The sequence below is a fragment of the Pectobacterium polonicum genome, assembly GCF_005497185.1.
GTDB lineage: Bacteria > Pseudomonadota > Gammaproteobacteria > Enterobacterales > Enterobacteriaceae > Pectobacterium > Pectobacterium polonicum.
On sequence record NZ_RJTN01000004.1, the window covers coordinates 302116 to 327178 of the forward strand.

The following is a 25063-nucleotide window of genomic DNA, read 5'->3' on the forward strand; positions in this document are numbered from 1 at the left end:
ACGGCGGCGCAACGCGTTATTCACTATGAAACGTGAACGGAGGCATTAGTCCACGCCATAAAAAACGCCAGCACTCAGGCTGGCGTTTGAGACGTTTTCCGACAGTGATATCAGAGAAAATGCCGAATTATGCGTAAACCGGGAAGCGGGCGCAGATATCCAGAACTTTCTGTTTCACGCGTTCAATGGTCGCTTCGTCGTTGATGTTGTCCAACACATCACAGATCCAGCCAGCCAGTTCACGCACTTCCGCTTCTTTAAAGCCACGACGCGTTGCCGCTGGCGTACCGATACGGATACCGGAAGTCACGAATGGGCTCTTCGGATCGTTAGGCACGCTGTTTTTGTTCACGGTGATGTTCGCACGGCCTAGCGCAGCATCAGCTTCTTTACCGGTCAGGTTTTTGCTAACCAGATCCAGCAGGAACAGATGGTTGCTGGTCGCGCCGGAAACCACGTTGAAGCCACGTGACAGGAAGACTTCTACCATTGCTTTGGCATTCTTCGCCACCTGCTGCTGATAAACCTTGAATTCAGGCTCCATCGCTTCTTTCAGCGCAACCGCTTTACCCGCGATAACGTGCATCAACGGGCCGCCCTGGCCGCCAGGGAAAACAGCGGAGTTCAGTTTTTTGTACAGCTCTTCGTCGCCGCCTTTCGCCAGAATCAGGCCACCGCGTGGGCCAGCCAGCGTTTTGTGCGTGGTGGTGGTCACGATGTGCGCATGAGGAACCGGGTTAGGGTAAACATCTGCGGCAATCAGACCGGCGACGTGTGCCATATCGACAAACAGGTAAGCACCGATGCTGTCAGCGATTTCGCGCATCTTCGCCCAGTCAACCACGCCAGAGTAAGCAGAGAAACCGCCGACGATCATTTTTGGCTTGTGCGTACGCGCCAGCTCAGCCATTTCGTCGTAGTCGATCTTGCCGCTTTCGTCGATGCCGTAAGGAATGACTTTATACAGTTTACCCGACAGGTTAACCGGAGAACCGTGCGTCAGGTGACCACCGTGCGCCAGGTTCATACCCAGAATGGTGTCGCCTGGTTGCAGCAGCGCGGTATAAACAGCAAAGTTAGCCTGAGAACCGGAGTGCGGCTGAACGTTGGCATAATCGGCACCGAACAGCGCTTTCGCACGATCGATCGCCAATTGCTCAACGATATCCACATACTCACAGCCGCCGTAGTAACGTTTGCCTGGATAACCTTCAGCATACTTGTTCGTCAGCTGAGACCCTTGAGCCTGCATAACGCGTGGGCTGGTGTAGTTTTCTGACGCAATCAGTTCAATGTGCTCTTCCTGACGCACCACTTCTTGCTCCATTGCTTGCCACAGCTCGGCATCATAATCGGCAATGTTCATTTCACGCTTTAACATCCGGATCTCCTGACTCAGCTAACATAAATATACTGGGAATTGACGGCCCATTTGGGAATTGGCCTACCCTTTTGGGGAATGGCGTATAGTGTAAACCGTTTTTCCCCAATGAAGATAGGTCTTGACAGAGGTTTTTACGCAAACGATTAGCTACAGGCGGCACAAGGCTTCAGCAAACATCTGTTGCGCGGCGACAAACGGATTTTTCTTCATTCTCATCCTGCTATTTCTTCATGTTATTCCTTCTGACCCACGCTAAAAGCCCCTACCACCAAAAAGGTAATTTACAGCGACGGACAAACCCAATAAGATGCATATAAAATACAACTTATAAGTCATGCAAATAAATAAGGAGTCACCATGCTGGATAACAACACTATCGCTATCGTTAAATCAACCATCCCTCTGCTGGCGGAAACCGGTCCGAAACTGACCGCACATTTCTACGATCGGATGTTTACGCATAACCCGGAGCTCAAAGATATTTTCAACATGAGCAACCAACGTAACGGCGATCAGCGGGAGGCGCTGTTCAATGCGATTTGTGCTTATGCGACGAACATCGAAAACCTGGCGGCACTGCTGCCCGCGGTTGAGCGCATCGCCCAGAAGCATGCCAGCTTTAATATTCAGGCCGATCAGTATCAGATCGTGGGTAATCATTTATTGGCAACACTGGATGAAATGTTTAGCCCCGGCCAGGACGTGCTGGATGCCTGGGGTAAAGCCTATGGCGTACTGGCGAACGTCTTCATCCAACGCGAAAACGATATCTACCGCAACACCGAAGCGAAAAACGGCGGCTGGAGTGGCGTGCGACCTTTCCGCATTGTGAACAAGCAGCCACAAAGTTCAGTGATCACCAGCTTTACACTGGAACCCACCGACGGCCAGCCTATCGCTGACTTTCAACCGGGCCAGTATCTGGCGGTTTACATCAAGCATGACAGTTTTGCCAATCAGGAAATTCGCCAATACTCTCTCACCCACGCACCGAATGGAAAGTCCTACCGGATTGCGGTTAAACGTGAAGCTCAGGGCACCGTTTCCGGCTATCTGCATGATACGGCTCGTGAAGGCGACATCATTCATGTGGCGGCTCCGCACGGCGACTTCTTCCTTGATATCCCCGCTACCACACCCGTTGCTCTGATTTCCGGTGGGGTAGGACAAACTCCGATGCTGGGCATGCTACATACGCTAAAACAGCAAGGCCACCAGGCTAAGGTATTATGGCTGCACGCGGCAGAAAACGGCGCAGCACACGCATTTGCTGATGAAATCGAACAGACAGGGCCATCACTACCGCAGTTTCAGCGCCACATCTGGTATCGGGAGCCACAGCAGACCGATCGTCCAGGCGAAGATTATCATCACAACGGGCTGATGCAGTTGGCTTCGCTAAAAGAGGAGTTAACCACACCAGATATGCACTATTACCTGTGTGGCCCAGTGGTTTTCATGCAGTTTGTCGCACAACAGTTGCTGGCTATGGGCATCCCCGCTGAGCAGCTGCATTACGAATGTTTTGGTCCGCATAAAGTTGTCTAACCCTCATTGATAACGGATCAAACCCAAAGGTCGCTTTTGCGGCCTTTTTTTTGTCTATACCCCAAATAATTCGAGTTGCAGGAAGGCGGCAAGAGAGGGAGTCCCGATGAGCTTACTCAGGTAAGTGATTCGGGTGAGTGAACGCAGCCAACGCACCTGCGGCTTGAAGTATTACGGGTATATCAAAACATCGCTTTCCCAGAAACACTTTATTGATCACAATTTTATGTGCCGATACACGGGTACTCCGCTAAAAAAGAGGTGGGTCACAAAAAAACAGACCTTATTAAAATAATATTTCATTTTTAATGAATAGTTATTTCATCAAAAGGTTCTGCGTTTAGGCATCGCCCTTGAATCGGCTTGGGTGCACAATAAAAGCCCCGATGTTTTCTCTAAAGGCCGTGACAAGAACGGTAAAAAATAGCGTTCTTTCTTTGATAACACTTGGGTTCATTAACCGTTTTCGATTAACCAACAAGGGATATGTCTGACCATGGCAAAACGTTTTTCAGAAAGTATGGCTTTAGCGTTGATACTTTCCGCCCCTTTCACACTGGTACACGCTAAAGCTCCCGCCGCTGCACACCAGACCGCCGCACCAGAGAGCGCTAAATTGCTGTCAGGTTCAACGTTGGGTGAAAAAACGGGATTATCCGGTAGCGTCACTGCTCGGGATATTCATCTACCCGCCACCATCATTATCAGAGACCAACAGGGCCAGAAGCGACAAACGCAGACCGATGAGCAAGGGAAATATCACCTTGATGTTTCAGGTCTCACGCCCCCGCTACGGGTTTTAGCCATTGAATCCGGTGGCAATAACTGTCTGTTAAATAATATATCCCGTGCAATCTGCCTGTCTGCAGTCGCACCCTCACTGCATGACGGTAAAGAAAATATCGCCAATATCAACCCACTGACTGACCGTATTACCTCAGATATCGCGGTAGCAGCGGGTTACATCGGCCCACAGCAGCTAACCGACGACACGGCATCACCAAAGCTCGACGCCGCAGCATGGAAAACCGCTTACGCCGATTTTCATGCCGGCTTTAATGGCGCATTAAAACAGGTTGGTATCAGCGCCCCCGCGCGCTTCGATCCCCTAACCTATCCCGCAAGCCAGCAGGACGCCGTCACTAAAATTGTCAACGTCATTAACCATAACCGCAATTATCACAACAATACGGGTTACTCCGGCCATACCGTGCTAACCGACAGCGCATTTCACCCGATTGTCGGCCTGAACGATAAAGGCGACTATGAACCATTAGACTATCGCTCTGCCCGCCAAAGCCTGGATGCCATCCAGAAAGCACAAACCCGTATTTTCCTCGTTGGCGATTCAACCGCGGCAACCTATGAAAAAATGCGCTTCCCGCGCATGGGATGGGGTCAGGTTTTTGAACAGCAGTTCAGTAAAAACAGTAGCGTGAAGGTCGTCAATGGTACGCGCGCGGGCCGCAGCTCACGCGACTATTTTTACGAGGGCTGGTTCCGCCAGATGCAGCCATTGATGAAGGAAGGTGACTTCCTATTTATACAAATGGGACACAACGATCAAAATTGCAACGGTGCAAAAGAAGTACGCGGCCCTGCTGATGTCGCGAATCTGTGTACTTACCCGAATGATGCTGCTGGGAAAAAACAGGCACCGCAGGGGAAAGCCGATATGTCATTCCAGACATCACTGGAACGCTACATCACTTTCGCACGTCAACACAAACTCACGCCAGTTCTGCTAACCCCGACCACTCGAGTGAAAACGGCTGAAGGGAAAAACGGCACACCTGCCGTACATAGCCACTTCACCAAACAAAATGCGGACAATGGCTATGCCTTCGTCGGCGATTACAGCCAAACCATCAAGGACACCGCAGAGGATAACAAGGTCATTTTGCTGGACGTTGAGCCCGCCACCATTGCGTTGGCAAATCAGGGCAACAGCGACCATTGGAAACAATACTGGCTGGTGATCGACCCCAAAAAATATCCTTACTATCGCGATCAGGCAGGTAGCCTGAGCAAACCAGACACCACCCATTTCCAGCAAAAAGGCGCTATTGCCGTGGCGGAGATTGTCGCTAACGCCATTCGGCAGGAACCCGCTTTAGCTGCTCTGGCGGAGAAAACCGTCAGCAAGCATAAGTAGTTACAGTCAGGCAAAACGATAAGACAGAACCACGCGCGGCGTTATTTAGCCGCGCGTTATAGACCTTCCTCTTTCCCTTACCGATTACAGGACTCTGGACATGATCAACACCCCACACCTCTGCAAGACGCTGACCTTAGCCATGTTAATTTCTTCCCCCTGGGCATTAGCACAGGCAGCCGACTATAATGCGCTGGTTTCCGCCAATGCAACGGACGCCAAGGCCTACAAAACCATTACTGAAGCGATTGCCAGCGCCCCGGCAGACAGCTCCCCGTTTGTTATCTATGTCAAAAATGGCGTATACCACGAACGCCTCACCATTACGCGCCCCAACATCCATCTACAGGGAGAAAGCCGTGACGGCACCGTGATCACCGCAACCACCGCCGCTGGGATGCTCAAACCCGATGGCAACAAATGGGGAACTTATGGCAGCAACACGGTGAAAGTTGATGCACCTGATTTCAGCGCCCGTTCACTGACTATCAGCAACGATTTCGATTACCCTGCCAATCAGGCCAAAGCCAATGATGATCCGACCAAATTAAAAGATTCGCAGGCCGTGGCACTATTGGTTGCCGAAAACAGCGATCGGGCGTGGTTCCATGATGTCAGCCTGACTGGCTATCAGGACACGCTGTATGTGAAAGGTGGGCGTAGCTTCTTCTCAAAATGCCGTATCAGCGGCACCGTTGATTTCATCTTTGGCAACGGCACTGCGCTGTTTGACGATTGTGACATCGTCGCCCGTAATCGTACCGACGTGAAAGATCAACCACTTGGTTACCTCACCGCCCCTAGCACTGACATTAAGCAAAAATATGGTTTGGTCATTATTAATAGTCAGGTGATTAAAGAGAAAGATGTGCCCGCAAAAAGCTATGGTCTGGGTCGTCCATGGCACCCAACGACCACCTTTGAGGATGGTCGTTATGCCGATCCTAACGCCATCGGCCAGACCGTTTTCCTGAACACCAGCATGGACGACCACATCTATGGCTGGGACAAAATGTCAGGCAAAGATAAACAAGGTGACAAAATCTGGTTCCATCCGCAGGACTCACGCTTTTTCGAGTATAAATCCAGCGGTTCAGGGGCAGAGAAAAACGATCAGCGCCGTCAGTTGAGCGAGGCGGAAGCGGCAGAATACACCGCAGATAAGGTATTAGCAGGCTGGGTTCCTACTGCACCTAAAGGGAAATAAAGGTAACGAAGCCAGCCTTCATCAGGCTGGCTTCACTATCCGTCATACTTCAAGCTACATATGCATTGGCTGCATGAAACGAGAATGATGTAGAGCATAAACGGTATTGCCGGGATGAGGCGAAACGATTAAATCGCTTCCTCGTCCTCTTCACCAGTACGAATACGAACAACGCGCGCCACATCAAAAACAAAGATTTTACCGTCGCCGATTTTACCCGTCTGCGCGGTCTGTGTGATGGTTTCAACACAGGTATCAACAATATCATCCGACACAACAATTTCGATTTTTACTTTCGGCAGAAAATCGACCATGTATTCTGCACCACGATACAGCTCGGTGTGGCCTTTCTGGCGACCAAAGCCTTTAACTTCCGTTACCGTCATCCCTGTGATGCCCACTTCAGCTAACGCTTCACGCACATCGTCCAGTTTGAACGGCTTAATAATCGCATCAATTTTCTTCATGGAGGAACCTTTGTGTTATCTATGTTGCGGCCAAAGCCGAGCATCAGCAAATAAACAGCATGTCAGAACTCAGGCGGACAATCTATACCCGTCATACTTCAAGCTACTGGTGAATTGTGGGCACTGACCCACACCACACTGCATTACAGGCGCCCTACCTGCGCTCTCAGCGCTAATCTTTAAAATCGTTGGCATCCAGTTCGTGCCGGCCCAACAGTTTATAAAATTCCGTTCGATTACGCCCGGCCATTCGCGCAGCCTGCGTCACGTTACCTTTTGCGATCTGTAGTAGTTTTCGCAAATAGTTAAGTTCAAACTGATGGCGCGCTTCAACAAACGTCGGCAGCGCGGTATTTTCACCTTCCAGTGCCTGTTCAACCAGTGCATCGCTGATTACCGGCGCGCTGGTTAACGCCACACACTGTTCGATAACATTCACCAACTGACGCACGTTACCCGGCCAACTTGCCGTCATCAAGCGCTTCATCGCATCCGTTGAAAAGGTGCGCACAAAAGGCTTGTGACGATTGGCGGATTCACGCAGCAGATGATTTGCCAACAGCGGGATATCTTCGGCACGTTCATGCAGCGCTGGCAGCTTCATATTCACCACGTTGAGCCGATAATACAGATCTTCACGGAATTCGTTTTTTTCCATCGCCTTCGGCAAATCACGGTGCGTGGCGGAAATAATCCGCACGTCGATGTCCAGATCGCGATTGCTCCCCAGCGGGCGGACTTTTCGCTCCTGCAAAACACGCAGCAGCTTAACTTGTAAAGACAGCGGCATATCGCCGATTTCATCTAAAAACAGCGTACCGCCTTCTGCCGCCTGAAAAAGCCCTTCACGGCTGCTAACCGCGCCGGTAAAAGCCCCTTTCGCGTGACCGAACAGCTCCGACTCCAGCAGCGGTTCCGGCAGCGCACCGCAGTTAATCGCGATAAACGCTTTTTTCGCTCGTGGGCTTGCGGCATGAATGGCCTGAGCCAGCACCTCTTTCCCGGTGCCGCTCTGACCATTAATCAACACGCTAACGTCGGACTGTGCCACCATTCTGGCCTGTTCCAGCAGACGTAACATTATTGGGCTACGCGTCACGATAGTTTCACGCCAGCTTTCATCACCTGCCGGTGCAGATAACGCCATCGCTTCATCGATGGCTTTGTAGAGCGCATCGCGGTCAACGGGCTTCGTGAGAAAGCTGAATACGCCCTGTTGCGTCGCCGCAACCGCATCGGGAATGGAACCGTGGGCGGTTAAGATGATCACCGGCATCCCCGGCTGATAGCGCTGGATTTCGGAAAACAACGCCATGCCATCCATTTCATCCATACGAAGATCGCTGATCACCAGGTCAAACGTCTCGCGCGTTAACAGCCGCAGCGCCTCCTGGCCGCTCTCCGCCGTCATCACGCTAAACCCTTCACTCGTCAGGCGCATTCCCAATAGCTTCAGCAGGCTGGGGTCATCATCCACGAGCAACAAACTCGCCGTTTTTCGGGCTGTCATTGTCTTGTTGATTCCTTCGTCGTCGATTTGTCCGTATGTGACCCAATTGGCGGCGTATAGGTGTCATCCGCATCAACGGGCTCATTTCTGAGTTTCGTGGCCGAATTGCGTGAACTATCTCTATTTACCCCCGCACTGCCACGGTGATCGGCATCGTTATCCGGCATTTCCCCTGACAACTGCTTACGGGATGATAGTTGACGTTCAATATCCGTCAGGTTTTCCAGTTTTTGCGTGGTCGTTTCTAATTGATATTGCAGGTGATTTTGCTGCACCCGCAGAGTGTCTAGCTGTTTGTCACTGGATTCCTGTAAACGCTTATAGCGCAGACGCTCATCCGATAGTGCCAGAAATAGCGTTTGTCTATCACGCCAGGTTTGCATCAACGGGCGCAGCGCCGCAGGGAAAGCCAGACGATATAAATTGATTTGTTCCAGCACCTGACGTCGTTCAGCCTGAGTAATACCGGCATTGTCCAGTAAAATACCCTGCTTAAACGCATTTTCCCAGCTATCTCCCGCGGCCTGCTCAGCTTCTTCACGAGCCTGAAACTGGGTCAGACGCCCCGCACAATCCATCGCCCGCAACCAATAAAGTGCGTTGTTCATGGATTCGCGATCGTCTATCTGCCACAAATGCTCACATTGCGCGATACGGAAATCGGCGACCTGTTCTTTCGGCGGTGTACCTTCTATTTCCAGCAGCGCAGTGCCGCTGTTCACATTGCTATTGCACGCAGCCAAAACAAACGGCGACGACAGCAGCACCGCCTTCAACAGACAGGAAAATGGTCTATCCGCCAGCCATCCCTTCATAAACCCTACATTCATTATCTATTCATTCTCGGACTTTATTCATTATCGGACAATAAGGGCAGTTCGATGCGGAAACACACATCAGCATAGTCCACGGTAATTAGGCTAAGCTCACCACGCATACGACGGATGCAATCGCGCGCAATACTCAAACCGAGCCCGCTACCTTTTACCGCGCCACGACGCTGATGGCTTCCCTGATAAAAGGGCTCAAAAATCATGCTCCGCTCGGCATCAGGAATGGACGTACCGCTATTGGCGACGTCAATCTGAACGCGATTACCAATCTGACGGCTATAAATCCAAATGTTACCGGATTCCTTACCGTAGTGCACCGCATTGGAATAGAGATTATCAATCACTCGCATCAACAGCGTCGTTTCCGCCCAACAATGCCCAACGGCCAGCGTTACATCGGTATGAATCATTTTGGTGCGAGCAGGGAGACTGTGGGATGACACGACAATATCGACGATTTCTTCGATTTCAACACGCTCCAGCTCGGTCGGCGTATCTGCCAGTTTGCGGTTATAGTCCAACAGTTGATCGATCAGCTGTAACAGGTGGCGGCTGCTGCTATCGAGAATAGCGACAACTTCCTTCTGGTCGGCAGTCAGTGGGCCAACCACCTCATCAGCCAGCAGTTCGGTCCCTTCCCGCAGACTGGCCAGCGGCGTCTTTAGCTCATGGGAAATGTGACGTAAGAACTCATGCCGCTGTGACTCCAGCCAGGACAGACGCTCACTCAGCCAGATAATGCGCTGCGCCAGCGTCCGAATCTCACGCGGGCCTTTGAACGTGCTGGTGTTCCCCAGCGAACGGCCTTCACCAAGACGGTTAATCATCCGCTCTACGCCATTAACTGGGCCGATAATCATCCGCGTAAAAAGAGCGACCAGCAGCACGCTGACCAGAAACAAGAGCAACGCCTGCCAACCAAAGAACTGGCCGCGTTCGGAAATAGCTTGCTGAAGCTGTTGCCCGCGAGAGAAAACGACGTCACGCGTCACCTGCACCATCTGTCCGTTAGCGCGAGAGAATCCTTCCAGCAGGCTGGACGCCGTTTGTTCCGGGCCGCTGTTATGACAGCGTATTTCGCTGAGCTGAGTCAGGAGTTGACGTAACGTCTGATAATAACGGGGATCGGGAAGCACCCGTGCGTGGGAGTCCAGCATTTGCGAATACTGTTTACGCTGGTTCTGGTAGAGCGTCGCCAGCGTCTGGTCATCTAATACACAGTATTGCCGGTAGCTACGCTCCATCGCCAGCGCTACGCTGGTCATCGCCTCACTGCGGCGGGCATCCGCCAGCGTCGTCCGATTAATATCCGCAGCCTGTTCGCTCAGCATGTTTAAGCTTTGATATGCCTGATAAGCCAGTACCAACAGCGGCAGCAGCACCAACAAGAATGCCATAATGACTAATTGCCGCAGGGAACGTGGAAATAAACGCCATCGTTTCAAAGAAATCATCTCGTTACCTATCGAATCCGCTCTGATGCTAACTGAGTCTTATAAAAGTTCAATGTTTTCCCTTACGACATGCGCAACGCTTCGCAATACGGCATGAATACCAATGTAACGCTATAGAAAGTAACGCCGTAAAAAGCAATCAGGGGGGATTCTCTGGGGATGTGGCGAGTAAAAACGTCACGCGGCCAGAAGAATCGCTCCCTCTGGCCGCGTAACTGAATAGGCGGTGCCTCACTCAACGTGTCGTCCGATGCTTGATAACGTTCGTTTTCACGTACTGTTATCGGTCTGGTGGACGATAGGCACCCTTTCTTTTGGCATCATTCCAGATGTTATGAGCGAAAATGTTTGCCAGTTAGCAACGCAATCATAACCAGTTGAATGAGCAACGTTGATTAAAATGCATGTATCATGCCAACATCAAAAAAGAAAAAATAACCATTTGATTAATAATATTTTTTATTATTAATTTTATCCAAAAACAGATTACCCAAAATTAAAACAGCGATAATATGCGTAAAAGAGACGATTTATGTCGCTAAAAACAGACAGCTTTATAACACCGCCACAGCACCCATATAAATCAATCAGTTAAATGTCACCAATTAGAGACAATAAAAAACCAGTTCGTCGCAAAAAAACGACAAACCGAGATAACAGAGGTAAAAAAGGGGCCGAAGCCCCTTTCTCTCACTGACGTTAACTCAGCCCAACTGTCTACGTGCGTTGCGGAACATACGCATCCACGGGCCATCCTCGCCCCATTCTTCTGGATGCCAGGAGTTACTAACGGTACGGAACACGCGTTCAGGATGCGGCATCATGACAGTTGCCCGACCACTCGTGCTGGTTACCGCCGTGATACCGTTTGGCGACCCATTCGGGTTAGCCGGATAATTCTCGGTTACCTGCCCGTAGTGGTTGATATAGCGCAGAGCTACCAGACCGTGCTCTTCAATCGCCGCTAAATGCACATCGTCACGGACTTCAACCAGCCCTTCACCGTGTGAAACAGCAATTGGCATGCGAGATCCCGCCATGTCATTCATAAACAGCGACGGGCTTTTCTCCACTTCAACCAGACTGAAACGCGCTTCAAAGCGATCGGATTTATTGCGGACAAAGCGCGGCCAGAGATCGGCCCCCGGAATTAATTCACGCAGGTTAGACATCATCTGGCAACCGTTACATACGCCCAGCGCCAGCGTCTGCGGACGCAAGAAGAATTCAGCGAATTCATCACGCACGCGAGAGTTGAAAAGAATAGATTTAGCCCAGCCTTCACCCGCGCCCAGCACGTCACCATAAGAGAAGCCGCCACACGCAACCAGCGCTTGGAAATCCTTCAAGTTACAGCGATTCGCCAGCAGGTCACTCATATGGATATCGATGGCATCAAAGCCAGCACGGTGGAACGCCGCCGCCATTTCTACGTGGGAATTCACCCCCTGCTCACGCAGGACTGCCACTTTAGGCCGAACATTCTTAGCAATATAAGGTGCGGCGATATCTTCCTGCGGGTTGAAGGTCAGCGATACATTCAGGCCTGGGTCGTTATCATCCTGTCTGGCGATGTGTTCCTGATCGGCACACTGCGGGTTATCACGCAGGCGCTGCATCTGCCAGCTGGTTTCAGCCCACCAGCGGCGCAGCGTCGAACGGCTTTCCTGATAGACCGCTTCAGCCCCCTGATTGATGGTGAAACGCGTTCCTTCTTCGGCATAACCAAGATAATGCACGCAATCGGCCAAACCGTGCAGCGCCAGAACGGCGTTGACTTCGGCACGACGCGCTGCCGGAATCTGGATTACGGCACCCAACTCTTCGTTAAACAGCGTCGCCAGCGTATCTTCACCCTGAGACGCAATATCGACAGTGACGCCACAGTGGCCAGCAAACGCCATCTCTGCCAGCGTCACCAACAGACCGCCGTCTGAACGGTCGTGGTAGGCCAGAAGCGCCTTATCAGCAACCAGTTGTTGCATCGCGTTAAAGAAGCCTGCCAATTGCTCTGGGCTATGAACATCTGCCGTCTTGCGACCCAGTTGGCGATAAACCTGCGCCAGCGCCGTCGCACCTAATGCTTTATTGCCTGCACCCAGATCGATCAGCAGCAGCGCATTATCCTGCCCGGTACGCAGCTGTGGCGTTACCGTGTTACGCACGTCTTCCACACGGGCAAATGCAGAGATAACCAGAGACATCGGCGAGGTAACCGCGCGATCTTCACCGTCTTCCTGCCAGCGAGTTTTCATCGACATGGAGTCTTTACCCACTGGGATCGTCAGACCCAGCGCCGGACACAGTTCTTCGCCCACGGCTTTTACCGCATCGTACAGGCCAGCGTCTTCACCTGGATGCCCTGCTGCCGCCATCCAGTTTGCAGACAGCTTCACGCGAGTCAGCGGGCCGATATGCGTAGCAGCAATGTTCGTCAGCGCCTCACCTACCGCCAAACGCGCGGAGGCCGCAAAGTTACGCAGCGCAACGGGCGCACGTTCGCCGATAGACATCGCCTCGCCGTAATAGCTATCAAGGCTAGCGGTAGTCACCGCACAGTCAGCCACTGGCACCTGCCACGGCCCGACCATCTGATCGCGTGCCACCATACCGGTAACAGAGCGGTCGCCAATGGTGATCAGGAAGGTTTTTTCCGCGACGACCGGTAAGTGCAGCACGCGCTCGACCGCTTCGGCCAGATAAATTTCGTCACGCTGTAACGGTGTGCCTTCTACCTGTTTGCGCTCTACATCACGCAGCATCTTCGGTGTTTTACCCAGCAGCACATCCAGCGGTAAATCGATAGGTTTGTTGTTGAAGTGACGATCGTTCATCGTCAGATGCAGTTCTTCCGTCGCTTCACCAATCACCGCATAAGGCGCGCGCTCACGGCGGCAAATGTCATCAAACTGTGCCAGTTGCTCTGGCGCAACCGCCAGAACGTAGCGTTCCTGCGACTCGTTACACCAGACTTCCAGCGGGCTCATGCCCGGCTCGTCGTTCAAAATATCACGCAGTTCAAAGCGACCACCGCGACCACCGTCGCTCACCAACTCAGGCATTGCGTTAGACAAACCGCCCGCACCGACATCGTGAATGAACAGGATCGGGTTGGCTTCACCCAATTGCCAGCAGCGGTCGATCACTTCCTGACAGCGACGCTCCATTTCTGGGTTATCACGCTGAACAGAAGCAAAATCCAGATCCGCATCAGACTGACCCGATGCCATGGAAGACGCAGCCCCCCCACCCAGACCGATATTCATGGACGGCCCGCCCAGTACAATCAGTTTAGCGCCAACGCTAATTTCGCCTTTTTTGACGTGATCGCCACGGATGTTACCAATACCGCCCGCCAGCATGATCGGTTTATGGTAGCCGCGCAGTTCTTCGCCATTGTGGCTATCAACACGTTCTTCATAGGTACGGAAATAGCCGGTCAGTGCAGGACGGCCGAATTCGTTGTTAAATGCCGCGCCGCCTAATGGGCCTTCGGTCATGATATCCAGTGCGCTGACAATGCGCTCTGGCTTGCCAAACTCTTCTTCTTCCCACGGTTGGATAAAGCCAGGAATACGCAGGTTCGATACCGAGAAGCCAACCAAGCCGGCTTTCGGCTTAGAGCCACGACCCGTTGCGCCTTCATCACGGATTTCGCCGCCAGAGCCAGTCGCCGCGCCCGGCCACGGAGAAATCGCGGTTGGGTGGTTATGCGTTTCCACCTTCATCAGGATATGTGCGTCTTCCTGATGGTAAGCGTATTGCCCATTGGCATCGGTGTAGAAACGGCCAACGGCGGAACCTTCCATTACAGCGGCGTTGTCTTTATAGGCAGAGAGAACGTGATCGGGCGTGTGTTCAAAGGTATTTTTGATCATTTTGAACAGTGATTTCGGCTGCGTTACGCCGTCGATTACCCAATCCGCGTTAAAAATCTTGTGGCGGCAGTGCTCAGAGTTCGCCTGTGCGAACATGTACAGTTCGATGTCGTTAGGGTTGCGTCCCAGTTTGGTGAAGGCGTCCAGCAGATAATCAATTTCATCTTCCGCCAATGCCAGCCCCAGACGGACATTCGCCTCTTCCAACGCCTGACGCCCTTGCAGCAGAATTTCGATACGTTTAAAAGGGGCGGGTTGATGATGGGAGAACAGCGCTTCGGCCTGTTTCAGGTCGCTAAATACGCTTTCCATCATTCGGTCATGCAGCAATGCCCCCAGTTGCTGCCACTGTTCATCGCTCAGCGTAGGCGCATGAATATAGAAAGCCAGACCGCGTTCCAGACGCAGTACTTTGCTTAATCCACAGTTATGGGCAATGTCCGTTGCTTTGGAAGACCACGGTGAAATGGTGCCAGGACGCGGTGTGACCAGTAACAGACGACCTTGCGGCTCGTGCTCCGCGAGAGAAGGACCATACTTCAGCAAACGTGTCAGTTTGGCCTGTTCATCGTTGTTCAGCGGGGCGCTGACATCGGCGAAATGTACGTATTCAGCATAGATATCGCTGACCGGCAAAACGTGCTCTTTGCAGCGGACCAGCAATTTATTAATACGAAAAGCCGATAAAGCAGGTGAACCACGCAGTATTTCCATAATCTAAAGTTCTCTCGTCTTCGATGCACTGGCTGCGATACAGCCACTGGGCACAACAGGGGGGAAACGCGCACATTATAGAGAATCCTTCCCTCGGACGAAACCGTTTGCGTGGCGATAATTTCACTTCGCATCCGCCGAATGATTAATCGGTGACCAAATCAATAAAAGTTGCACACTGGCGGTTTGTTAAGCAAAATGCCCCCACTCTGGGAAATGACGTATAAAAAAACTGCCGTTACAGACAGCCTGGCCATCCGGTCGCCGAGAGATAACTATTTGAAGCCTTTAAAATTAAATTATTTTTTCATCGGGATTATCACGTTACTACTGGCGTTAGCGCTATGGCCTAGCATTCCCTGGCGCAGCAGTCAGGATGTACAGCTCAGGCAGATCCTCTCACGCGGCGAGTTACGTATCAGCACCGTTAACTCACCGCTGACTTATGCTATGAGCAACGGTTCCCCGACAGGTCTGGACTATGAACTGGCAAAACGTTTTGCCGATTATCTCGGCGTCAAGCTGGTGGTCTCGTCACGCAAGAATCTTGACGAACTGTTCGACGATCTGGACGGTGACGATGCAGATCTGCTAGCTGCCGGGCTGATTTACAATCATGAGCGTCTGGAACGTTTCCGTGCTGGCCCGACCTACTACTCCATCTCACAGCAGATGGTCTACCGCCTCGGTTCACCTCGCCCAAAAACGCTGGATAAACTGCAAGGCCGCCTCGTTGTCACATCAGGCTCCGCCCATGCGGCAACCCTGCGCGATTTAAAAGCAGAGAAGTACCCACAGTTGAGCTGGGAATCCGCCTCCGATCAGAGCACACAGGAATTACTGAAACAGGTTGCCGACGGCAAACTGGACTATGCACTAGGTGACTCAGTGACCATCGGTCTGATGCAACGTATCCATCCGCAGCTCGCCGTCGCCTTCGATCTTAGCGACGAAGAGCCGGTCACCTGGTATATGCGTCGATCGCACGATGACAGTCTGTCTGCTGCCCTATTGGATTTTTTCAGCAAGGTTGTCGAAGATGGTACGCTCGCACGCCTGGAAGAAAAATATCTTAGCCACGTTGGTGAATTTGATTACGTCGATACCACCACGTTTCTGAGTGCCATTGATGAAACGTTGCCGGACCTGCGCCCGCTGTTTGAAAAATACGCCACCGATATCGACTGGAAACTGCTAGCCGCCATCTCCTATCAGGAGTCACACTGGAACCCGCTGGCAACCTCCCCTACCGGCGTGCGCGGGCTGATGATGCTAACGCGTAACACGGCAGAAAGCCTGAACGTGACCGATCGCGTCGACCCAGAGCAGAGTATTCGCGGCGGCGCACAATATATGTCAAATATGATGCAGAAAATGCCAGACACCATTCCCGAAGATGAAAAAATCTGGTTTGCGCTGGCATCCTACAACATGGGGTACGCCCATCTGCTTGATGCACGTAAATTGACCGAGAAACAAAAAGGCAATCCTGACAGTTGGGTAGACGTAAAAATGCGCCTGCCAATGCTGAGCCAGAAGCGCTATTACACGCAAACCACCTACGGCTACGCTCGCGGGCAAGAAGCCTATAACTATGTGGAAAACATTCGGCGTTATATGGTGAGCCTGGAAGGTTATTTGATAGAAAAAGAAGCCAAAGCTCAGCAACAAACCCAGATTGCGCAAGGCTATCCAGCGGTCCCTCTCACCAAAGTACCGGAATAATCGTGCCTTAATAGGACTATTCCCTAAATAATTCGAGTTGCGTGGCAAAACGTTAGCATTTTGAACAACGCTATGCGTTGGCCCGTTAGGGCAAGGCCCATTTATGGCCTTGTAACGCGGCCAACGCACAAGCAGCTTGAAGTATGACGGGGATACGCTACTCCTGCGCGGCGTTTTTTTCTGCGGCACGTCGGGCTTTATGCTGTTCACGACGCAAGCGAAAAAATGCGCTGAGCGTTGCAGAGCATTCATCGGCCAGCACACCCGATTCAATCACAATCTGATGATTCATACCGGGGTGGCGCAGAATGTCCAACAGCGATCCCGCCGCACCCGTTTTCTCATCTGACGCACCATAAACCAGACGACCAATGCGGCCATGTATCATCGCGCCCGCACACATGATGCACGGCTCCAACGTGACATACAGCGTGGTCTCCAGCAGGCGGTAGTTCTGCAACACTAACCCTCCCTGCCGCAGTGCCATAATTTCAGCGTGTGCGGTAGGATCGTGATGCCCTATCGGCCGATTCCACCCTTCGCCAATCGCTTCGTTATCCAACACCAGCACCGCGCCAACCGGGACTTCGCCTTCATTTTGAGCGCGCTGAGCCAGCGTCAATGCATAACGCATCCAGTATTCATCATTATGCAGGCTAGTCACATTTCCTCACTCAATCATTCGCATTTTTGGCGGCGCATTATACCTATATGGTTGGCGTATTGAAGGCGTTACTCCAGTTGTTGCAGACTTCCTTCGGGCGTCACCCGCCAGCGGTGTTCGCAAAAATAAAGCAATGGGTTGTCCTGCTTGCTATCACTGTAACCGCTGTAGAGCTTGAGCGGTGCGCCTAAACGCTGTTCCATCTGCGTCACTTTTTCATGCCCGAGACAGCGCAGCGTGAGTACCCAGCCGCCATAGCGACGGGTAATCTGACTCCCCATCAGGCGCACGCCAGATAGAAAAGGCGAATCGTGATAGACCTGTTCTACCAGCCGCTGTGGCGATCCCGTCACCAGCCAAACCTGTGCATCACTGTCTTCAAGATAGCTTTTCAACCGCTGTTGAACTTGCGGAAACGGGATAACATCGCGACGAAATGCACCGACAAACTGCTTTTCAAGCTGGGCAAGGCAGTCTTCGTCACGCCCAAACGTAATCGCCCACAGCAACCCGCTCATCGGCCAGCGCGCCGCGCGCCCCCGAATCAATAACCCAAGCCCTATCACCGGCAATAGCGGAATAACCAAAATGAGGTTTAACGGCAACCGACGAAGCAAGAAACGCAAAAAACTGCCAAACATATCCTGCTGATGCAACGTGCCATCCAGATCAAAAAAAACAATGCGTCGCGCTCGCTTATCACTCAAAACATCTCCCCCGACTTACACCAAAATAGTCTTATCCGCTAATCAGCGCCTCACGCAGATAGCCGTTGTGCTGCTTCAGGCGTTCACGCGCCGTCTCCACATCAATATTAGCCAGAAGCATCAGAATCGCAGGCTTGACGTCATTATCGGCCTGTACCAGCACCTGCCGAGCCGTATCCTGCTTTGCGCCCGTCGCTTCCATCACGATACGGCAAGCCCGATCCAACAGCTTCACATTGGTCGCCTTCACATCGACCATCAAATTTTGGTACACCTTCCCCAGCTTAACCATTACGCCAGTAGAAATCATATTCAGGACTAATTTTTGCGCCGTTCCCGACTTCAGTCGCGTTGAGCCTGTTAACGCTTCCGGGCCGACCACGGGAGATATCGCCACCTGCGCTTCCTGTGCGATCGGGGAGTCTGGGTTACAAGAGATTGCCGCCGTCCGGCAACCTACATGACGCGCATAGCGCAATGCACCCATCACATACGGCGTCCGACCCGATGCCGCAAGACCAATCACCATATCAGCGGCGGTTAAACCCAGCGCTTTTAAATCAGCCTCACCCAGTGCAGCATCGTCTTCCGCACCTTCTACCGCCTTAAGCAACGCGCCCGGCCCGCCAGCAATCAGACCGATAACCAGCCCGTGCGGCACACCAAACGTCGGCGGACATTCCGATGCATCCAGCACCCCCAAACGGCCACTAGTACCGGCTCCCAGGTAGATCAGTCGTCCCCCCACCTGTAATGAGGCCGTAGCCAGATCGACTGCCTCGGCGATCGCGGGTAAAACCAGCGCAATCGCTTCAGGCACTTTCCGATCCTCCTGATTAAAGGCGTGCATCATCTCCAGCGTAGAGAACTGATCCAGCGACATTGTTGCTGGATTACGGGTTTCAGAAACCAGTTTTCCTAAATTAAGATGCTCTCTATCCATCCTGTCTGAACTCATTCTGATACCTCATGCCTTATGCCAGCGTTCTTTCAACGATTTTCACCACTATAATCGCTTTGGAGCTCTGAAAAAGTAAGCTATTCTGCATCGTAGCATCGAATTCACTCTCCACATTCATCTCGCAAGGTAAACAGAGAAACCTCAGTGCGACTCTCCGGGTTCAAGATCTCCAGTTACACGCTGTTCTTTATTAGCTGTCTGCTGTTTCTGCTGGCGGGTTCTCTACGTGCGGACTGGGATTTTATTACCATTAATCAGCGAACCGAGCAGCTTTATGGCCCGGCAACGCCCGATGCTCGCCGTCGGATAAATGAATGGCAGACGCTGTTGGTGAATTCCCGCAATAAAGACGAAAAAGCGCTGCTGAGTATCGTGAATCAGTTTTTCAACGATCGTATGCTGTTTCGCGATGATATTGTCGTCTGGAATCAGGAAGATTACTGGGCAACACCGATTGAAGCGCTGCGTAAAGGCGCTGGAGACTGTGAGGATTATGCGCTTGCCAAGTATTTTACGCTGCGTCATTTAGGCGTCTCTGCGGACAAATTGCGCATCACTTATGTTAAAGCCCTGCGCCTGAATAAAGCGCATATGGTGGTTACCTATTACCCCACACCAACCTCGATTCCGCTGGTGCTGGATAATCTGACCGATAAGATCCAACCTGCGACAGAGCGCAACGATTTAGTGCCGGTGTATGCCTTTAACGGCGGTGGTCTCTGGCTGCCGGGAGCAAGCGGCAGCAATAAACGCGTCGGTGACAGTAAACGACTTTCACGCTGGCAGGATGTATTAACCAAAATGCGTGCCGAAGGGTTTTCAATTGAGGAGTAAAGGTAGGCTATGTCTTTATACAAACAATTACTGATAGCCATCTGCCTGTTCGTGCTAATCATTTTCAGCGGGAGTTTCTTCGTCAGCCTGGAAAATTCGCGCGAACAATACAATAACCAGCTTCACTCTCATGCACAGGATGCCGCTACTGCACTTGGGCTTTCCCTGACGCCGAATATTGATGACCCGGCGATGGTGGAGCTGATGGTCAGCTCAATTTTCGACAGCGGCTATTTTTCCAGTATTCGCGTGCGAGATTTAAAAACCGGCAGCGTCACGCTGGAACGCACCGCCTCGCCGGATATCCCTGACGTACCGCTCTGGTTTGTCCGATTAGTGGATCTTCAGCCCGGCGCCGGCGAAGCCATTGTGATGCGAGGTTGGGAACAGGCAGCAAAAGTCGAAGTGGTCAGCCACCCGATGTTCGCCGTAACCCGGCTGTGGCGTAGCAGTACGGCTACCTTCCTGTGGCTGCTTGGCTGCGGCACGCTGGGCGTGCTCATCGGCGCGCTATTCCTGCGCCGCCAGCTACGTCCGCTCGATTATATTGTCGATCAATCGCTGGCAATTACCCGTCGTGAATTCCTTAGCCAGCCGGATTTACCCAATACGCCAGAATTCCGCCGCGTCGCGCAGGCAATGAACCTGATGGTCAGCAAACTCAAGACGCTGTTTGAAGAGGAAGCAGAGCGAAGCGAGCGCTTACGTCAGGAAGCTTATCAAGATCCACAAACCGGGCTAAATAACCGCCGTGCATTTGATATGCAATTCAACGACAAGCTAGCCGATGAAGAAACTGCCCCCGGCTTTCTTATTATGATTCGCGTACAGGATTTGGCGGGCATGAACCAGCGGTTGGGTGGCCAGCGTACCGATGCGCTATTAGCCTCTGTCGGCCATATCCTGCGCAAAACGCAAAAACAGCACACGAATACGGAGAGTCTCTTGGCACGCATTCGCGGTGGAGAGTTTGCGCTGTTCTGTCCTGGATTGGTCGATAAAGAAGCCTATGCGCTGATTGGCGAACTGACACGCAACATCGAAACCCTACATCTGACAGGTGAAACCGATGTTTCTCCTGTCGCTCAATTCGGCATGGTGCCCTTCCGCCCCGGCGACACCGCGCAATCCCTGTTTATTCAGGGCGATCAGGCGCTCACTCGGGCCGAAAGCGATACCGATACTACCGCCACTCACGCCATTCCGTCGGTCAGTGCCGAACAGGTCGAAACCGATCGTTATATGTGGTTTAACCTGCTCGATCCTATCCTTGAGCAGGAGCGTTTACAGCTTTTCCTGCAACCCGTTGTCGCGTGTGACGATCCCAGCCAGATATTACATCACAAAGTACTGGCTCGTATTCAGGATGAGCAAGGAAACAGCATCGTAGCAGGCCGTTTCCTGCCGTGGATTCAACGCTTCGGCTGGGATACTCGTCTGGATCAGACCATGCTGCGCGAAGTGCTGGACTACCTCCGCCAACACGATGGCAACCTCGCACTCAGCCTGTCCGGTACCACGGTCTTGGATCTTCATCTACTCGCCGATCTGCTTGCTCCGCTGAAGCATCAGCCAGACGTCGCCAGACGGCTGATTTTGGAACTGGATGAGAATCAACTGCCAGATAGCGTCCAGTTGGAAGCCTTAATCAAGCTGTTGAATGAGCATGGCTGTGCGCTGGGGCTACAGCACTTTGGTGGACGCTTTAATATGATCGGCAACTTGTCCCAGTGGGGGCTGGCTTACCTGAAAGTCGATGGCAGCTACATCCGCAATATCGATCAGGAAAGCGATAAGCAAATGTTTATCGAAGCACTGTATCGTGCCACCAACAGCATTGCCCTACCGCTTATCGCCGAACGCGTTGAAACCGCAGGTGAGCTGAAAGTGCTTCAGGAAATGGGATTACAGGGCGCAATGGGACGACTGCTGGGAGAACCGATGCCAGCGCTCAAGGCTTGACGCCATTTTGGCTAGTGGTATTTCGCCGCCCCGGCTTCCTCCCTTGCAGAGAGAAGTCGGGATCGACGTTAAAACATAATCTATCTAAAGCACCATCTACTTAGAACACGATCGCTTTAAAACATCGTTTCTTCATCATCGCCAATCAGTTTGTTCAGCCCACCATTCAGCGCTTCGCGCGCCTGAGCGCGGTTGATCAACTTCAGCTGCGCTGCCTGAGGGAAATCGGTAATACTAACTACGCCTTTCTGGATCAAAACCTGAATTAAATCTTCCAGTACGCGCACCATTTCCAGATCGCTTTGCTGTAGTTGCTGCAAGCTGGACATCGCCGTCTGATGGCTCCGGAACCAGGCCAACGCCTCACGCGAATCGTCAGGCAGTTCACCATTCATGTCAGAAAAAGGACTCTTTTCTACCTTTATTAGATGCCCATCACTGTCGCGCTGGATATAAAACATTTTCAGAGACCTTTTACGTTTTCGATAAAGTAGGGAGCCTAGACAGGCTCCGCCTTTTCCATCAGTGGGACTGTTCCGGTTTATTAACCAAACTTTCAAGCGATGGTAATGCGCCGTTATAATGTTCCAACGTAATCGACACCGCAACCGTTCCGCCGTTATTGGCCGTAAAGTTCCCCGCCGTGCTCACCTCAATGACCGGAGACCCCTGATTATCCGTGATGCGAATATAGCGACTGATATCGGTTCCTTGCTCCAACTCACCAATCAGATCGCTTAAATCTATCCGATCGCCCTCTTTGGCATTAAAGTCTTTGATTACGTCATTGCCGATGTCGCCAGCCTGCCATTTAAAGGTATCTGCCCCAGCTCCGCCGATGAGCGTATCCCCTCCAGCACCGCCGATCAGGATGTCGTCTCCGCTACCACCGTAGAGCAAGTCATTCCCTGCACCACCGTAGAGGGTATCATTTCCTCCCTGACCGAAAAGGATATCATCCCCGTCACCGCCGTTGAGTATGTCATTCCCCCCTTTGGCTGACGACAGATCAAACTCCGTGCTATGCGACGCAATATAGTTATGCATGTCCTTTGTCGTCGGAACACCCGTTTGCATACCCAATTGCTTACCGATGTAGTTTTGTAAAGCCGTGATACCGTTACCGTCGATGTTAGGGAACGACACGACATCGCCGAACAGGACATCATCATTATATGTACCGGATATCGTCTCGTTACCTGCCGATCCGACACTCAATCCATATTGCTCAGCGCCTTCCGCCGAATAGCCCGTTGCCGTATCGTGGTTGCCCATTTCTGTCGATGTCGCCTGTGCAACGACATTCAATTTACCGGCATCACCTGGCACCTCAAGCGTAATCTTCCCGGCCAGCGTTTGGGCATTGTGCGTATTTTGAATCAGGTAAGTACCATCAGCACCCACGGTAGACTTCACGTTGTTGATCTGGTCAGTCAGCACCGTGCCCGTTGGAATCCCCGTCAACCGAATCCCTGACAACGTTTCACTACCATCACGGTCGGTCAATGCAGCAGAAACATCGAGAACATAGGTCTGTTTTCCCGCCTGACCGGGTACTTTGTCCACCGTCGCACTATTTCCGGCAGTATACGTCGTACCATCGCTATAGATCACCCCTTCAAGCTGGTTACTTACCTGCTTGATTAAAGACCCCGAATGTCCTTTTCCATCCGAATAGGTGACTTTTACACCATCCAGTGTGTTGAAGTTATTATTTCTATTATTCGTCGAGTTCTCAGCCTTATAGGTAAAGCCCTCTTCTTTTTGCACAAAGATATAATCTTTACCTGGGTTACTCGACTGTGACTGACTATTCCCGTGGACAGAATCAAGCTGGTTATACTGTTTCTGTGCTTCAGTCCAATCAGACTGACGGTAGAAATAACCACTTTTGGAATGAACAACAAAAATGTCAGCATAGCTTGTCGATCCCCCAGGATTGCCATTGCCGTTATCTTTGCCGTAATACTTAATCTGTTCCGAAGGGTTAGCAGCAGTAGGCGCAGTATCACCCTCTGTCAACCAAACGCGCACGCCACTGCCGATCTTAACAATTTTCCCATCTTGCACATCAAACCCACCGGACTTCCCACTTCCTCCATTCACCTTGATGATTTCCGCAGAGGTCGGTGTTGTGGTGCCGGCGGTGGTATTCAGGCTCACTACCGGTGCATCGGCTACTGGGGTAATGCCGACTGAAACCGTGCTAGCTGTTGTGCCCCCTTTGCCGTCCGAAACGGTGACGATAAAACGATCGCTACCGCTAAAGTTAGCCGCAGGCGTGTACGTGTATTTTCCTGTCGCCCCATCCAGCGTCAGCGTGCCATGCTGTGGCTGTGTGCTCACGCTGTAACGCAGGGTGTCGCCATCCACGTCAGTGGCCTTGATGGTGCCACCAAACGGCGTATCTTCCCTGGTGGTGATCGACTGATCCGCCGTCACCGGCGCATCATTCACCGGGGTGATCCCGATGCTCACCGTGCTGGTCGTCGTCCCGCCGTTGCCGTCCGACACCGTGACGATAAAGCGATCGTTGCCGTTGTAGTCCTGCGCCGGCGTATAGGTATATTGCCCGGTCGCCCCGTCCAGCGTCAGCGTGCCGTGCTGCGGCTGCGTGCTCACCGTATAGCGCAGCGTATCGCCGTCCACATCGGTCGCCCGGATGGTGCCACCGACCGGTGTATCTTCTCTGGTGACGATCGACTGGTCCGCCGTCACCGGCGCATCATTCACCGGGGTGATCCCGATGCTCACCGTGCTGGTGGTGGTCCCGCCGTTGCCGTCCGACACCGTGACGATAAAGCGATCGTTGCCGTTGTAGTCCTGCGCCGGCGTATAAGTGTACTGCCCGGTGGCGCTGTCCAGCGTCAGCGTGCCGTGCTGCGGCTGCGTGCTCACCGTATAGCGCAGCGTATCGCCGTCCACATCGGTCGCCCGGATGGTGCCACCGACCGGTGTATCTTCTCTGGTGGTGATCGACTGATCCGCGCTCACCGGCGCATCATTCACCGGGGTGATCCCGATGCTCACCGTGCTGGTCGTCGTCCCGCCGTTGCCGTC

At 52.3% G+C, this 25063-nt stretch carries 17 protein-coding genes; 6 read left to right on the forward strand and 11 right to left on the reverse strand.

The window, feature by feature from the left end; genetic code table 11:
• Positions 1 to 127: 127 nt before the first annotated feature.
• On the reverse strand, positions 128 to 1381 hold the full coding sequence (glyA, locus tag EDI29_RS07555) for a serine hydroxymethyltransferase (RefSeq protein WP_137740394.1): 1254 nt from the start codon (positions 1379 to 1381) through the stop codon (positions 128 to 130).
• A 360-nt stretch (positions 1382 to 1741) separates the two neighbouring features.
• On the opposite strand from glyA, the gene hmpA reads away from it, so the two are divergent.
• From hmpA to pemA, 3 genes are all read left to right on the forward strand, one after another.
• Complete coding sequence (gene hmpA / locus EDI29_RS07560; RefSeq protein ID WP_137740395.1) at positions 1742 to 2932, forward strand: NO-inducible flavohemoprotein; 1191 nt, start codon at positions 1742 to 1744, stop codon at positions 2930 to 2932.
• A gap of 496 nt (positions 2933 to 3428) precedes the next feature.
• On the forward strand, positions 3429 to 5087 hold the full coding sequence (gene paeY, locus EDI29_RS07565) for a pectin acetylesterase PaeY (RefSeq protein WP_137740396.1): 1659 nt from the start codon (positions 3429 to 3431) through the stop codon (positions 5085 to 5087).
• A gap of 100 nt (positions 5088 to 5187) precedes the next feature.
• Positions 5188 to 6294, forward strand: coding sequence for a pectinesterase PemA (pemA, locus tag EDI29_RS07570; protein WP_137740397.1), 1107 nt, complete (start codon positions 5188 to 5190; stop codon positions 6292 to 6294).
• A gap of 128 nt (positions 6295 to 6422) precedes the next feature.
• Here pemA and glnB read toward each other — a convergent pair whose 3' ends face one another.
• The 5 genes from glnB to purL all read right to left on the reverse strand — a co-directional run bounded on the left by glnB (position 6423) and on the right by purL (position 15150).
• On the reverse strand, positions 6423 to 6761 hold the full coding sequence (gene glnB / locus EDI29_RS07575) for a nitrogen regulatory protein P-II (protein ID WP_005970202.1): 339 nt from the start codon (positions 6759 to 6761) through the stop codon (positions 6423 to 6425).
• Positions 6762 to 6933: 172 nt separating this feature from the next.
• Positions 6934 to 8271, reverse strand: coding sequence for a two-component system response regulator GlrR (glrR, locus tag EDI29_RS07580; protein ID WP_107170431.1), 1338 nt, complete (start codon positions 8269 to 8271; stop codon positions 6934 to 6936).
• A complete protein-coding gene (gene qseG, locus EDI29_RS07585; protein WP_137740398.1) occupies positions 8268 to 9101 on the reverse strand; it encodes a two-component system QseEF-associated lipoprotein QseG in 834 nt (277 codons plus the stop codon). Before qseG ends, glrR begins: the two co-directional genes overlap by 4 nt.
• 20 nt (positions 9102 to 9121) lie before the next feature.
• Positions 9122 to 10558 carry a sensor histidine kinase gene (locus EDI29_RS07590; RefSeq protein ID WP_137740399.1) on the reverse strand — a complete coding sequence of 479 codons (1437 nt, stop codon included), beginning with the start codon at positions 10556 to 10558 and terminating at the stop codon, positions 9122 to 9124.
• Positions 10559 to 11262: 704 nt separating this feature from the next.
• Positions 11263 to 15150, reverse strand: a complete 3888-nt coding sequence (gene purL, locus EDI29_RS07595) for a phosphoribosylformylglycinamidine synthase (RefSeq protein WP_137740400.1) — start codon at positions 15148 to 15150, stop codon at positions 11263 to 11265.
• A 216-nt stretch (positions 15151 to 15366) separates the two neighbouring features.
• On the opposite strand from purL, the gene mltF reads away from it, so the two are divergent.
• Positions 15367 to 16875 carry a membrane-bound lytic murein transglycosylase MltF gene (gene mltF, locus EDI29_RS07600; RefSeq protein WP_137740401.1) on the forward strand — a complete coding sequence of 503 codons (1509 nt, stop codon included), beginning with the start codon at positions 15367 to 15369 and terminating at the stop codon, positions 16873 to 16875.
• A gap of 157 nt (positions 16876 to 17032) precedes the next feature.
• Here the strand turns inward: mltF and tadA are convergent, their stop codons facing one another.
• From tadA to murQ, 3 genes are all read right to left on the reverse strand, one after another.
• On the reverse strand, positions 17033 to 17539 hold the full coding sequence (gene tadA, locus EDI29_RS07605) for a tRNA adenosine(34) deaminase TadA (RefSeq protein ID WP_137740402.1): 507 nt from the start codon (positions 17537 to 17539) through the stop codon (positions 17033 to 17035).
• Positions 17540 to 17607: 68 nt separating this feature from the next.
• Positions 17608 to 18246, reverse strand: coding sequence for a phosphatidylglycerophosphatase C (gene yfhb / locus EDI29_RS07610; RefSeq protein ID WP_137740403.1), 639 nt, complete (start codon positions 18244 to 18246; stop codon positions 17608 to 17610).
• Positions 18247 to 18277: 31 nt separating this feature from the next.
• Positions 18278 to 19204 carry an N-acetylmuramic acid 6-phosphate etherase gene (murQ, locus tag EDI29_RS07615; protein WP_137740404.1) on the reverse strand — a complete coding sequence of 309 codons (927 nt, stop codon included), beginning with the start codon at positions 19202 to 19204 and terminating at the stop codon, positions 18278 to 18280.
• Between the two features lie 147 nt (positions 19205 to 19351).
• Here murQ and lapG point away from each other — a divergent pair, with 147 nt between their 5' ends.
• Positions 19352 to 20041: a cysteine protease LapG gene (lapG, locus tag EDI29_RS07620; RefSeq protein ID WP_137740405.1), complete on the forward strand. Its 690-nt coding sequence runs from the start codon at positions 19352 to 19354 to the stop codon at positions 20039 to 20041.
• Between the two features lie 9 nt (positions 20042 to 20050).
• On the forward strand, positions 20051 to 22003 hold the full coding sequence (gene lapD / locus EDI29_RS07625; RefSeq protein WP_137740406.1) for a cyclic di-GMP receptor LapD: 1953 nt from the start codon (positions 20051 to 20053) through the stop codon (positions 22001 to 22003).
• A 116-nt stretch (positions 22004 to 22119) separates the two neighbouring features.
• Here lapD and EDI29_RS07630 read toward each other — a convergent pair whose 3' ends face one another.
• The gene (locus tag EDI29_RS07630) at positions 22120 to 22464 is read right to left on the reverse strand and encodes a tryptophan synthase subunit beta (RefSeq protein WP_137740407.1); all 345 of its coding nucleotides are present in this window, start codon (positions 22462 to 22464) and stop codon (positions 22120 to 22122) included.
• Between the two features lie 61 nt (positions 22465 to 22525).
• On the reverse strand, positions 22526 to 25063 hold a 2538-nt coding region (locus EDI29_RS07635), incomplete at its 5' end, for a calcium-binding protein (RefSeq protein WP_193555647.1).

Coding starts and splice junctions, on each gene's coding strand:
- glyA (WP_137740394.1), bottom strand. CDS start 1,381: ATGTTAAAGCGTGAAATGAACATTGCCGATTATGATGCCGAGCTGTGG.
- hmpA (WP_137740395.1), top strand. CDS start 1,742: ATGCTGGATAACAACACTATCGCTATCGTTAAATCAACCATCCCTCTG.
- paeY (WP_137740396.1), top strand. CDS start 3,429: ATGGCAAAACGTTTTTCAGAAAGTATGGCTTTAGCGTTGATACTTTCC.
- pemA (WP_137740397.1), top strand. CDS start 5,188: ATGATCAACACCCCACACCTCTGCAAGACGCTGACCTTAGCCATGTTA.
- glnB (WP_005970202.1), bottom strand. CDS start 6,761: ATGAAGAAAATTGATGCGATTATTAAGCCGTTCAAACTGGACGATGTG.
- glrR (WP_107170431.1), bottom strand. CDS start 8,271: ATGACAGCCCGAAAAACGGCGAGTTTGTTGCTCGTGGATGATGACCCC.
- qseG (WP_137740398.1), bottom strand. CDS start 9,101: ATGAATGTAGGGTTTATGAAGGGATGGCTGGCGGATAGACCATTTTCC.
- EDI29_RS07590 (WP_137740399.1), bottom strand. CDS start 10,558: ATGATTTCTTTGAAACGATGGCGTTTATTTCCACGTTCCCTGCGGCAA.
- purL (WP_137740400.1), bottom strand. CDS start 15,150: ATGGAAATACTGCGTGGTTCACCTGCTTTATCGGCTTTTCGTATTAAT.
- mltF (WP_137740401.1), top strand. CDS start 15,367: ATGACGTATAAAAAAACTGCCGTTACAGACAGCCTGGCCATCCGGTCG.
- murQ (WP_137740404.1), bottom strand. CDS start 19,204: ATGAGTTCAGACAGGATGGATAGAGAGCATCTTAATTTAGGAAAACTG.
- lapD (WP_137740406.1), top strand. CDS start 20,051: ATGTCTTTATACAAACAATTACTGATAGCCATCTGCCTGTTCGTGCTA.
- EDI29_RS07630 (WP_137740407.1), bottom strand. CDS start 22,464: ATGTTTTATATCCAGCGCGACAGTGATGGGCATCTAATAAAGGTAGAA.